This is a genomic window from Arthrobacter monumenti, from assembly GCF_054511255.1.
The window spans coordinates 150,330-162,771 of the sequence record NZ_JBTNCY010000006.1; the positions used below are offsets into that span (position 1 = coordinate 150,330).

Sequence of the window (12,442 nt, forward strand, 5' to 3'; positions counted from 1 at the left end):
CTCTGGATAAGGTGGAGGAATCATGACTTCGCAGAATCCGGACGGACAACCACCCGCGACCCCAGATGAGGCAGCGGAGCCGCAGAACGAAGTCACGGCGTTGTCCGAACCCCGCGAAGGCGTTCCGCTTGTCATCTCCACCGCCGAAGGCCTGCAGCGCGCAGCCGCCGCGTTGGCATCCGGAACCGGCCCGGCAGCGGTGGATGCCGAACGCGCCTCCGGGTTCCGTTATGGACAACGGGCGTTCCTGGTGCAGATCCGGCGTGAGGGCTCGGGAACGTGGCTGATTGATCCGGAACCGTTTGATGATCTGAAAATAGTCGACGAGGCACTTTCCGGGGTCGAGTGGATCCTGCATGCGGCCAGCCAGGACCTGCCCTGCCTTTCAGAACTGGGCATGTGGCCTGACAAGCTGTTCGATACCGAGCTCGCCGCACGGTTGGCCGGACTGCCCCGCGTCGGACTGGCGGCCGTGATCGAGAATCTGTTGGGTTTTGGCCTGGCGAAGGAACATTCCGCGGTGGATTGGTCCACCCGCCCGTTGCCGCAATCGTGGCTGGGATACGCCGCTCTGGACGTGGAAGTACTGATAGAGCTGCGTCACGAACTGGGCAACCTTCTGGCGAAATCCGGTAAGTTGACGTTCGCTGAAGAGGAGTTCGAAGCGATCAGGGATGCAGGTGTGCCTGAGCCGCGCGTCGATCCCTGGCGGCGCACCTCGGGAATGCACCAGATCCGCGACCGGCGCCAACTCGAGGCCGTGCGGCGGCTTTGGCTCGAACGTGAACAGCTGGCACGGAAGCGCGATGTAGCGCCGGGGAGGTTGATCCCCGATTCGGCCATCGTCGCAGCGGCAAAGGCCATGCCGACGACCGTTCCACAACTGCTGGCCACGAATGGATTCCACGGCCGCGCCGCCAAACGGGAGTCGCCGCGTTGGCTGCGTTGCATCGAAGGCGCGGCCCGGGCCGAAAGCCTGCCGCCGTTGCATCTGGTAACCAACACTCCGCCTCCCCCACGCGTCTGGCCGGATCGCGACCCTGTTGCCGCCGCCCGCCTATCCACGGCCAAGGCACGGCTGGCGACCATGGCGGGCACCCTCGAGATGCCGGTGGAAAACCTACTGACACCGGACACCCTCCGCCGGCTGGCGTGGCGTCCCCCGCAACTAATCGACGCCGGTGCTGTCGCAGAACGGCTTCGGTCCCTAGGGGCGCGGAATTGGCAGGTTGAAATGACCGCTGCGACCATCACTGACGCCTTCCTCGACCCTGTCCCGCTGCCGGTAAAGGGCGAGAAGAAGTCCGACGACGGAACGGTCACCGAAAACGGGCCATAGCTGGCTCGTCGCGGTTTTGCCCTAGGAAGTTACTAGTGAGTAACATGACCCGGAGATGATCTGCACCACCCGCACCAACCACAACAAAACACGACGCCGGACCGATCCATCGTCTGGTGCCAGCGGAGGAGAACGCATGAGCGCCCAGGACTTCCAGACCCTTGCCGATGCCTTCGGCGGGGAAATCATCACGCATTCCTACGTAAAGGACGTTGACCTGCCCAATGGGGCGGGAACACTCGCCCTCATCACGCTCGATAATGACCTGGATCCCAAGCGGCCCACGACGCTGGGGCCCTCGACCCTTGTTGAACTCGGCAAAACCCTTGAGGGCCTTCAGCAGCGGGCAGCTGCCGGCGGCCTGGCCGGCGTCGGCATTACCGGAAAGCCAAACTTCTTTGTAGCCGGCGCCGACCTGTCAGCCGTTAAATCCATCACTGAACGCGAGCATGGCGTCCAGATGGCAAGGCTGGGGCACTATGTGTTCGGTTTGCTGGAAAATATGGGAGTGCCGAGCTTTGCCTTCATCAACGGTGTTGCGTTGGGAGGCGGGCTGGAGGTTGCCTTAAATTCCAACTATCGGACGGTTTCCACTGCAGCCGGCGCGCTGGCACTGCCGGAAACGTATCTCGGTCTCGTTCCTGGTTGGGGCGGAATCTACCTGTTGCCGCGCTTGGTGGGCCCGGAAAATGCAGTCAAGGTTCTGATCGAGAACGCGTTGAACCAGAACCGCACGCTTTCCGGCGCGGCCGCGTACGGGATGGGCATCGCCGATGCCCTCTTTGAACCGGACGAATTTCTGGAACAGTCCCTGGCATGGGCGGGCCGGATCATCTCCGGCGACATTGACACCACGGGCGCGGTTGAACAGCGCCGCAAGGACCACTGCGGCACCGGCGGCGATTGGGATGCCGCAGTGACACGGGGCAGGGTCTTTGTCGAAGCCAAAACGTCGAATGCCGCCCCGGCTCCTGCCCGCGCACTGGACCTGTTCGAGGCCGGAAAAAACTGGACCCAGGCTGAGTCAGCGGAGCAGGAAGACCTCGCATTGGCTGACCTGATACAGACGGACGAGTTCCGCTCAACGGTGTACGCGTTCCTCGACCTTGTCCAGAAACGTGCCAAACGTCCTGCCGGCGCGCCGGATAAGGCACTGGCCCGGCCGGTGAACAAGATCGGTATTGTCGGCGCTGGCCTGATGGCCAGCCAACTGGCGCTGTTGTTCGCCCGCCAGCTCGGCATCCCGGTCGTGCTAACCGATATCGATCAGGAACGCGTCGATAAGGGCGTGCAGTCCGTGCACGGCGAGGTCGACAAGCTGCTGCAGAAGAAACGCATCACCGCCGCCGCCGCCGACCAGGCGAAGTCGCTGGTTACGGGTTCAGTGAACAAGTCCGAGTTCGCCGATGCCGATTTCGTCATCGAGGCGGTTTTTGAGGAACTCTCGGTCAAGAAGCAGGTCTTCGCCGAAGTTGAGGCCGTTGTGTCCCGGGAATGCATCCTCGCCACCAACACCTCTTCCTTGTCGGTGACCGCCATGGCTGAAGATCTGAAGCATCCGGAACGGCTCGTGGGATTCCATTTCTTCAATCCCGTTGCCGTCATGCCGCTGCTGGAAATTGTCCGCGCCCCAGATACTGCCGACGAAGTGCTTGCCACCGCTTTCGACGTCGCGCGGAACTTGAAAAAGAACGCCGTATTGGTCAAGGACGCGACCGCCTTTGTCGTCAACCGCGTCCTGGGCAGGTTGTTCGGTGAAATCACCAAGGTTTTCGATGAAGGCACCGACGCGGAGACGGCGGACAACGCCCTCCGCCCCATGGGCCTGCCACTCTCCCCGTTCAAACTGCTTGCCCTCGTCGGGCTCCCCGTCGGCCAGCATGTGCAGGAGTCCTTGCACGCGGCATTCGGCGATCGCTTCCACATGTCCCTCAATCAGCAGAAATTGATCGATGCCGGCGTCAAGGGTCTCTGGGCGGACAAGGAGGAGGGGACCTTATATGTTCCGGACTCCACACTGTCCCTGCTGGAACGCGGCACGTCACCTTCCAGTTCGGAAGAGGTTCTGGGGCGCACCCAGGATGCCCTGGCAGACGAAATCGGGCGGATGCTCGATGAAGGCGTGGTAGCGGCCGCCCAGGACATCGACCTCTGCATGATCCTCGGCGCTGGCTGGCCCCTGCATCTGGGCGGCATCACCCCGTATCTTGACCGCACCGGCGCTTCGGAGCGGGTCAATGGGAAGCGCTTCCTGGAACCCGGCGTCGCCTCCAACCCGTGATGAACGACGACGGCGGGCAGCGGCTTACCGTCGCTGCCCGCCGTCGTGTGATTTGAACCGGAGCGGCCCCATCATGGGAGTAGTACAGGACGCCCGTTAGAAAAGGGCGGTTTTCGGTATCCGCGGAAAGATTTCGTTTAGCTCCTCGAGATCCTGCTCATTCGGTTGCCAGGATGCAGCTTCCACGTTCATCTTCACCTGCTCCGGTTTTGTCGCGCCGGCGATGACGCTCGCGACGGCAGGCTGGGCTGCGAGCCAGGAGAATGCAACCTCCACCTCGCTTAGCTCCCGGGCCGCGGCAAAGGCACTGAACTGTCCGAGTTGTTCCCAGTCGGCCGCTTCGAGCAGGTTCTGGCGGGAGTGTGACAGCCGGCTTCCCGCGGGCGCCTTCCCATCCTGGTACTTTCCGGTGAGCAGGCCATTTGCCAGCGGGAAGTACGGAAGCACTCCCAAACCATAGGCTGTCGCGGCAGGGATTACCTCGAGTTCAGCCCGCCGGTCAAGCAGGTTGTAGTGATTCTGGGCGGAGATGAACCGGGTATAACCGTCCATGCGGGCAGTGAATTCCGCCTCCGCAATCTGCCAGCCCGTGCGGTTGGAGTGTCCGATGTAGCGGACTTTGCCGCTGGTTACCAGGTCATCCAAGGCGGCAAGCGTCTCATCAATGGGAGTTGCCGGATCCGGGGTGTGGAACTGATACAGGTCTATCCACTCAGTGTTCAGTCGCCGCAGTGATGCCTCGGCGGCCTTGACGATGTACCGCCGGGAGCCGCGCGCATCCCAATCCGCGCCGTTGGCGCCACGCAGGTCCATACCGAATTTCGTGGCGACCACGACATCGTCACGGTTTTTTCCCAGCCCTTTGCCGAGCAGTTCCTCGCTGAGTCCAGCGGTCTTGCCATAACTGTCCGCTACGTCGAAGAACGTAATCCCTTCGTCTACAGCGGCGTTGACCAAGGTCGTTGCGCCGCGCGCGTTTTCTGTAGGGGTGCCGGTCCGGCCGAGGTTATTGCACCCCAGCCCCACCGTCGAAACAGTAAGTCCCGAATTGCCGAGACGTCGGAAACCACTCACAACACCGCGTCCGTTTCGCTATCGGTGTCAGCCGGTGCCACGGACACTCCCGGCACCCAGGTCACATCCCCATGTTCGGCGTTGGCACCACGTGCCAGGACGAACAGCAGGGATGACAATCGGTTCATATACCGGGCAGTCATCGGATTCACGGCCCTGGGATGCTCTTCCACAGCGGCCCAAAGAGCCCGTTCCGCCCGCCTGACTACGGTGCGGGATTGGGAGAGCAGCGCAGACGCCACAGTCCCTCCGGGAAGTACCATGCCGCTAAGATCCGATGCATCCTGGCCATAATGATCGATGGCCCGTTCCAGCCGATCGATATGACCCTGCACGATCCTGACTTTGGCGGAATCCGAGTCGGTTGGCACAGTTAAATCGGCTTGTATATCGAACAAGTCGTTCTGCACACTGCTCAATGTTCTGACAATATCGGCCGGCAGTCCCCCCATTGCCATGGCGACACTGACCGTGGCGTTTGCCTCGTCGCACTCAGCGTAAGCAGTGACGAGACTGTCCCGCTTGGACATGTCTCCGTGGCCGGATAAACGAGTCTGCCCGTTGTCACCCTCACGAGTGTAGTATTCTGGTTCGTTGGTTTTCATGTCATCGGTCATAGCGGCAACTATACTAACCATAGGATTCGTCATGGGAACCGGACATGGGGTCCTTGCCGCTGCGGCCGACTATCACAAGTGTGGTTTCCCCCGACTATCGAGGAGTAACAGTGAGTATCGGAACATCAAAGGAGCCTTCCGAACCGGAGGTTCACGACAATTTGGAGAAAGTTCCGGCCAAAGGCTGGGGCTCCGTGGACAAGGTCGTCTTCGGTGTCTCGTTCGGGATTATCACGGTCATTTGCATACTAGGTGTCACGTTTACTACCGAAGTCGGAGAAACAGCCACGCAGGCCCTGGGCTGGGTCACCGGTAAGTTCGGTTGGCTGCTCATCCTGGCCGCCTCCGGCTTCGTGGTCTTCTCCCTCGTCCTGGCATTCGGCCGGTACGGGCGTATTCCGCTGGCACAGGAAGGCGAGGGTACAGAGTTTTCGACCCTGTCCTGGGTCGCCATGATGTTCAGCGCCGGTATGGGTATCGGCCTGATGTTCTTCGGCGTGTATGAGCCGGTGACACATTTGGCCTCTCCACCGCCATTCGTGGACGCACCCGCTGGGAGCCCGGAGGCGGCCAGTTCGGCGATGGCGTACACATTCTTCCATTGGGGACTGCATCCTTGGGCCATCTACTCTGTCGTTGGACTGGCATTGGCCTACTCCACGTTCCGGATGGGACGGGGAAACCTGATGAGCGCGCCATTCCAAGCCATATTTGGAAAGGACAGAATCGAACGGCGTGGCTGGGGAAAGCCCATCGATATCCTTGCAATCATTTGCACCAAGTTCGGCACGGCCACGTCCCTCGGCTTGGGGGCACTGCAGATTGCTGCCGGTATAACCTTGCTTCGTACCGGGGAATTCGCGGATGACCCTGGTACGGCGTTGCCCATCATCATCATTTGCGTCTTGACCGTTGGTGTCGTCTTTTCTGCCGCAAGCGGCGTTTCCAAGGGAATCAAGTGGCTCAGCAACACCAACATGATCCTTGCTTTCGTACTGCTGCTGTTCGTTTTCGTTGTTGGACCGACTGTCTTTATTCTGGACTTGCTGCCTGAATCGATCGGTGCCTACTTCTCCAGCCTCGTTCCAATGAGCTTCCAGTCGGCAGTATTCGGCGGTACCGACTGGCTGGCCAGTTGGACCATCTTCTACTGGGCCTGGTGGATCTCCTGGACGCCCTTCGTTGGCACCTTCATTGCCAAAATTTCACGCGGAAGGACTATTCGTGAATTCGTCCTCGGCGTGCTGCTGGTCCCCACGGCCGTCAGCATGGTCTGGTTCGTGGTCTTCGGTGGGGCTGGTATTAACCTGCAGCGTAACGGCGTCGATATCGCCGGTGCAGGCAACGAAGCCGCAGGGTTCTTTGCTGCGTTGCAAAACTATCCTTTCTTCGTTGGTGCAGCCCTGCTCGTCATGGCCCTGACTGCCATCTTCTTCGTCAGTGGCGCCGATGCCGGAGCACTCGTACTGGGTACGCTGTCCTCTTATGGCCGTAAGGAGCCATGGAAGCCACTGGTGATCCTGTGGGCAATCCTCACAGGCGCCGTCGCCGCTGTGCTGCTGTTCGTTGGCGGCTTGCCAGCTTTGCAGACATTCACCATTCTCGCGGCAACTCCGTTCGTGCTGATCATGATCGGGCTTTGTGTCGCGCTGTACATGGACCTGCGGAGGGACCCGCTGCGTAAACGCCGTCTGGGCCCCGTGCGTGGGATTTCCAGCACCCCCGACCAGGTGCCGTTCAGTGAAGCAGCCATGGCGGAAGAGGCTGAGCGTTCCAATGGCGACTCGCCTGCGGATAACGAGTCCAAGAACAAGGCAGCCTACCCGGGCGATAAGAACTTCAAGGAGTAGATGGTCCCGGTACGGTCAACATAAGCGAAAGCAGCGCCCGTCTTGGGCCGGCAGATGCCGGCACCAAGGGGCGCTGCTTTCGTCGGTAATGGGCGTCCGGCAACAGAACAACCGGCACACCGGTGCTGACGAGTTCCACCGGACAATCTGCTAAGGCTGGAACCTCGGGAGCTGTCCTGTGTGGGTTGATTCCACCCCGGACGGCAGCGGCCGGGCAACGGGAACCTTGGTTCCCAGAACCTGTGCCACGACATCCTGTGCCACCTGCTGCGCCGTCAGTCCGACGCGTTCGAGGACTTCTGCCCTGGTGCCGTGATCCAGGAATTCCACCGGCAGTCCGACTTCATTCAATGCAGTGTCGATGCCCTTCTTGCGCATTTCCTGCCTGATCCGCGATCCGACTCCCCCGGCGCGTACGCCGTCTTCAATAACCACGACCAAACGGTGCTCTGCTGCGGTTTCGAGGATGGATCCCGGCACCGGAAGTACCCAGCGGGGATCGACCACGGTAGAACTGATGCCCTGGGCGCCGAGCCGGTTGGAGATGTCGAGTGCAAGTTCACTCATCGCACCCACACTGACGATCAGGACGTCATTATCTCTGGAACCTGCTGGCCGCCGCGCGAGAATGTCGACGCCGTCGTCGAGCCGTTCAATGGCCGCAACTTCCGGTCCGACATTGCCCTTGGAATACCGCACGACACTCGGGGCGTCCTTGATGGCGACTGCTTCCCGCAGTTCCTCACGGAGCCGGGAAGCGTCCCGCGGTGCGCTGAGGTGCAGTCCAGGCACAATCTGCAGCAAGGAAAGGTCCCACATGCCGTGGTGGCTGGCGCCGTCGGGCCCGGTCACTCCCGCCCGATCGAGCACGATAGTCACTCCGGCCTTGTGCAGTGCGACGTCCATCAGGAGCTGGTCAAAGGCACGGTTCAGGAACGTGGCATACAAGGCCACCACCGGATGAAGCCCTCCAAAGGCCATGCCGGCGGCGCTGGTCAGAGCATGCTGCTCCGCAATGCCGACGTCGAAGACCCGGCCGGGGTGCCGTTCCGCGAACTTGTGCAGTCCCACCGGAATCAGCATGGCACCGGTGACGCCAACTATGTCTTCCCGCTCATCGGCGATATCGGCGATTTCAGCGGCGAATACAGACGTCCAGGACTGGGCGCCGCCGGTTTTGGCCGGTGCGCCGGTTTCGGGGTCAATGACTCCGACGGCGTGGAACTGGTCAGCCTCGTGCGCCCGGGCAGGCGCATAGCCACGCCCTTTTTCGGTCATGGCGTGCACTATGACCGGTCCACCGTAGTTTTTGGCCTTCTGCAGTGCATTCTCGACCGCTTCCAAGTCATGCCCATCGATGGGACCGATGTATTTCATGCCGAGGTCTTCAAAGAAGCCCTGCGGGGCCCACCAGTCCTTGATGCCTTTCTTGGCTGCGTGCAGACTCTTGTAGATCAGTTGGCTGGCCGAACCGCCACCCTGCAGCCGCGTCTTCCACCAGTCCAGGGTTCCCTCATAGACGTGGTGGGTGCGAACCTTATCAATGGCCGGACGCATTGAGGCCAGCCGGTCGGCGAACCCGCCAACTGTGGGGGCATATGAACGTCCGTTGTCATTAACGACGATCACGACCCGACGGTCCCTATCGGCGGCGATGTTGTTGATCGCCTCCCATGCCATGCCGCCGGTCAGCGCACCGTCACCGACGACGGCAACAACATGGCGGTCCACCTCGCCGGTCAGCTTCCTTGCCCGGGAAATGCCGTCGGCCCAGGACAGCGACGAGGACGCATGCGAGCTTTCCACGACGTCATGGACAGATTCAGAACGGGCAGGGTAGCCGGAGAGGCCGCCTTGCTGGCGGAGAGTGGAAAAATCCTGCCGGCCGGTGACCAATTTGTGCACATAAGACTGGTGACCGGTATCGAAAACGATGCTGTCGCGGGGTGAATCAAAGACACGGTGGATGCCGAGAGTCAGTTCAACCACGCCAAGGTTGGGGCCGAGATGGCCACCAGTCTGGGAGACATTGGTGATCAGGAATTGCCTGATCTCACCGCTGAGTGATTCCAGTTGTGCTTCGGTTAGCTTCGTGAGGTCCTGTGGATGACTGATCGTCTCCAGTAGTCCCATACGGTCCCTCCTCTATGGCAAACCTACTATCCAAAAACTATGCAGCAGTGTGTGGGCTCTTCTTAACTCTAACGCGCCGGCCGGACAATAAATGCCGCCGGCCCGTTCCGTCCAACCCGGCCGGGACCCGGTTGGATACAGAAAGGGCCTCCGGACCGCCCTCTACGGCGGCTCCGGAGACCCATTCGATTGACCTGCTAGGCCGCTGACCCCGCTGCGAGTTGGCGGAGTACGTATTGCAGGATGCCGCCGTTGCGGTAGTAGTCGGCTTCGCCTGGGGTGTCGATGCGCAGGTCCGCGTCGAAAGTGGTCGGCTCTGAGCCCTCGGCCGAGGTGGTGGCGGTGACTTTCAGCGTGGCGGGGGTGCCGCCCTCGTTCATCGCGGTCACTCCTTCAATGGTGAAGGTTTCGGTGCCGTCCAGGCCCAGACTCGCCGCGTTCTCACCCTGCGGGTATTGCAGCGGCAGCACGCCCATCCCGATCAGGTTCGAGCGGTGGATCCGCTCGAAGCTTTCCGCGATCACGGCCTCGACCCCGAGCAGGGCGGTGCCCTTCGCGGCCCAGTCACGCGAAGACCCGGAACCGTATTCCTTACCCGCGAGCACGACCAGCGGGATGCCCGCCCCCTGGTAGTTCTGCGCCGCGTCGTAAATACTCGACTGCTCACCACCGGCGGTGAAGTCCCGGGTGAAACCACCCTCCACCCCGTCAAGGAGCAGGTTCCTCAACCGGATGTTCGCGAACGTGCCACGGATCATCACCTCATGGTTACCGCGGCGGGACCCGTAGGAGTTGAAGTCCTTCCGCGCCACCCCGTTCTCCAACAGGTACTGCCCCGCCGGGGAATCGGACTTGAACGAACCGGCAGGACTGATGTGATCGGTCGTGACCGAATCACCCAGCATCGCCAACACCCTGGCCCCGGAAATATCGTCCACGGGTTCGGGGTCGACGCCCATCCCCTCAAAATACGGTGGCTTGCGCACATAGGTCGAATCCTCGGCCCACTCGAACGTGTCGCCGGCCGGGGTCGGCAACGCCTTCCACCGGTCATCACCGTCGAAGATCGTCGCGTAGCTGTTGGTGAACATCTCCTCATCGATGGAGGCATCCATCACCTGCTGCACCTCCGAGGGGGCAGGCCAGATATCGGCCAGGAAGACATCCTTGCCATCGGCGTCCTGGCCGAGGGGTTCGGTGTCGAAGTCGAAGTCCATCGACCCGGCCAACGCGTACGCGACCACCAGCGGCGGCGAGGCCAGGTAGTTCATCTTCACATCCGGGTTGATCCGGCCCTCAAAGTTGCGGTTACCGGAGAGCACCGACGTCACCGCCAGATCATTGTCCGCAATCGCGGTCGAGATTTCCTCCGCCAGCGGACCCGAGTTACCAATACAGGTCGTGCAGCCGTAGCCGACCAGGTAGAAACCCAGCTTCTCCAGGTACGGGGTCAACCCCGACTTCTCGTAGTAATCGGTCACGACCTTCGACCCCGGCGCCACCGAGGTCTTCACCCACGGCTTCGAAACCAGGCCCTTATCCACCGCGTTCCGGGCCAACACAGCAGCGGCCAGCATCACCGACGGGTTGGACGTATTCGTGCACGACGTGATCGAAGCGATCGAGACCGCACCATGATCGAGCTCAAACGCGCCCCCATACTCGGTCTCCACATGCACCGGCGTCGACGGGCGGCCCTGCGCCGATGCTGCCGCCGAGACCGTCGCCCGCGGCTGGTCCTCCTCCGTCTGGTGCTCGTGCGGGGTGAACGTCGGCGAGTCCGAGGCCGGGAACGACTCCACCGACGCCTCATCGACCAACCCGTAATGCTCATCATGATCCACGTAATGCTTCAAATCATCACGGAACTGCGCCTTCGCACTCGTCAACGCCACCCGGTCCTGCGGCCGCTTCGGCCCCGCAATCGAAGGCACCACCGTGGATAGATCCAGCTCAAGGTATTCCGAGTACTTCACTTCCTTCGACGGGTCATGCCACATGCCCTGTTCCTTGGCGTAGGCCTCCACCAGGGCCAGGTTCTCCGCCGAACGGCCCGTCAACCGCAGATAATCAATCGTGACCGAATCGATCGGGAAGATCGCCGCCGTCGAACCGAACTCCGGGCTCATATTCCCGATCGTGGCCCGGTTCGCCAACGGAACCTCGGCAACACCCTCACCATAGAACTCCACGAACTTGCCCACCACACCATGCGAACGCAGCTGCTCGGTAATGGTCAGCACCACATCCGTCGCCGTCGCCCCGGCCGGAATCGACCCCGACAACTTGAACCCAACAACCTTCGGAATCAACATCGACACCGGCTGGCCCAACATCGCCGCCTCGGCCTCGATACCACCAACACCCCAACCCAAAACGCCCAGGCCATTGACCATCGTGGTATGCGAATCAGTGCCCACACACGTATCCGGATACGCCCGCAACACCCCATCAACCTCACGCGTCATCACCGTCCGCGCCAAATACTCCAGATTCACCTGATGGACAATGCCCATCCCCGGAGGAACGACCTTGAAATCATTGAACGCGTCCTGGCCCCACCGCAGAAACTGGTACCGCTCGCCATTGCGCTGATACTCCATCTCAATATTGCGCTCGAGGGCATCCGGTGAACCAAACACATCAATCTGCACCGAGTGGTCAATCACCAACTCCGCCGGCGCCAACGGATTCACCTGCGACGCGTCCCCGCCCAACTCCTTCACAGCCTCACGCATCGTCGCCAAATCCACCACACACGGAACACCCGTAAAGTCCTGCATCAACACCCGCGCCGGAGTGAACTGAATCTCCGTATCCGGATCCGCCCCAGGATCCCAACCAGCCAACGCCCGCACATGATCAGCCGTGATGTTCTTACCATCCTCAGTACGGAGCAGATTCTCCAACAAAACCTTCAAGCTATACGGAAGCCCAGCAGAACCCTCAACCGCACCCAACCGGAAAACCTCATACTCCCGACCAGCCACATCAAGACTGCCCCTGGAACCAAAACTATCCACATTGCCCATCGTCGGGCTCCTCTCGCCGCACTTCATTCTTGACACGAGGTCAACGGCCCGCGGCAAGGCATGCCTTGCCGGCCGCAGTCGCTGAAGCCCCGGAACTACTGCATCCATCCTAACCG

7 protein-coding genes are annotated in these 12,442 nt (G+C 61.3%); 3 read left to right on the forward strand and 4 right to left on the reverse strand.

The window, feature by feature from the left end:
• The first annotated feature begins 22 nt into the window (after positions 1-22).
• Together ACX80B_RS10625 and ACX80B_RS10630 are read left to right on the forward strand one after the other, a co-directional pair.
• Positions 23-1,339 (forward strand): HRDC domain-containing protein, encoded by a 1,317-nt coding sequence (locus ACX80B_RS10625; protein ID WP_459295849.1) that lies wholly within the window; start codon positions 23-25, stop codon positions 1,337-1,339.
• A 136-nt stretch (positions 1,340-1,475) separates the two neighbouring features.
• Positions 1,476-3,620 (forward strand): 3-hydroxyacyl-CoA dehydrogenase NAD-binding domain-containing protein, encoded by a 2,145-nt coding sequence (locus ACX80B_RS10630; protein ID WP_459295851.1) that lies wholly within the window; start codon positions 1,476-1,478, stop codon positions 3,618-3,620.
• Positions 3,621-3,716: 96 nt separating this feature from the next.
• On the opposite strand, the gene ACX80B_RS10635 is transcribed toward ACX80B_RS10630, so the two are convergent.
• Together ACX80B_RS10635 and ACX80B_RS10640 are read right to left on the reverse strand one after the other, a co-directional pair.
• A complete protein-coding gene (locus tag ACX80B_RS10635) occupies positions 3,717-4,694 on the reverse strand; it encodes an aldo/keto reductase (protein WP_459295853.1) in 978 nt (325 codons plus the stop codon).
• The gene (locus ACX80B_RS10640) at positions 4,691-5,311 is read right to left on the reverse strand and encodes a cob(I)yrinic acid a,c-diamide adenosyltransferase (RefSeq protein ID WP_459295855.1); all 621 of its coding nucleotides are present in this window, start codon (positions 5,309-5,311) and stop codon (positions 4,691-4,693) included. Before ACX80B_RS10640 ends, ACX80B_RS10635 begins: the two co-directional genes overlap by 4 nt.
• 110 nt (positions 5,312-5,421) lie before the next feature.
• Here ACX80B_RS10640 and ACX80B_RS10645 point away from each other — a divergent pair, with 110 nt between their 5' ends.
• A complete protein-coding gene (locus tag ACX80B_RS10645; RefSeq protein WP_459295857.1) occupies positions 5,422-7,161 on the forward strand; it encodes a BCCT family transporter in 1,740 nt (579 codons plus the stop codon).
• Between the two features lie 150 nt (positions 7,162-7,311).
• Here the strand turns inward: ACX80B_RS10645 and dxs are convergent, their stop codons facing one another.
• Together dxs and ACX80B_RS10655 are read right to left on the reverse strand one after the other, a co-directional pair.
• Positions 7,312-9,294, reverse strand: coding sequence for a 1-deoxy-D-xylulose-5-phosphate synthase (gene dxs, locus ACX80B_RS10650; RefSeq protein WP_459295859.1), 1,983 nt, complete (start codon positions 9,292-9,294; stop codon positions 7,312-7,314).
• A gap of 197 nt (positions 9,295-9,491) precedes the next feature.
• Complete coding sequence (locus tag ACX80B_RS10655) at positions 9,492-12,326, reverse strand: aconitate hydratase (RefSeq protein WP_459295861.1); 2,835 nt, start codon at positions 12,324-12,326, stop codon at positions 9,492-9,494.
• Positions 12,327-12,442: the final 116 nt, after the last annotated feature.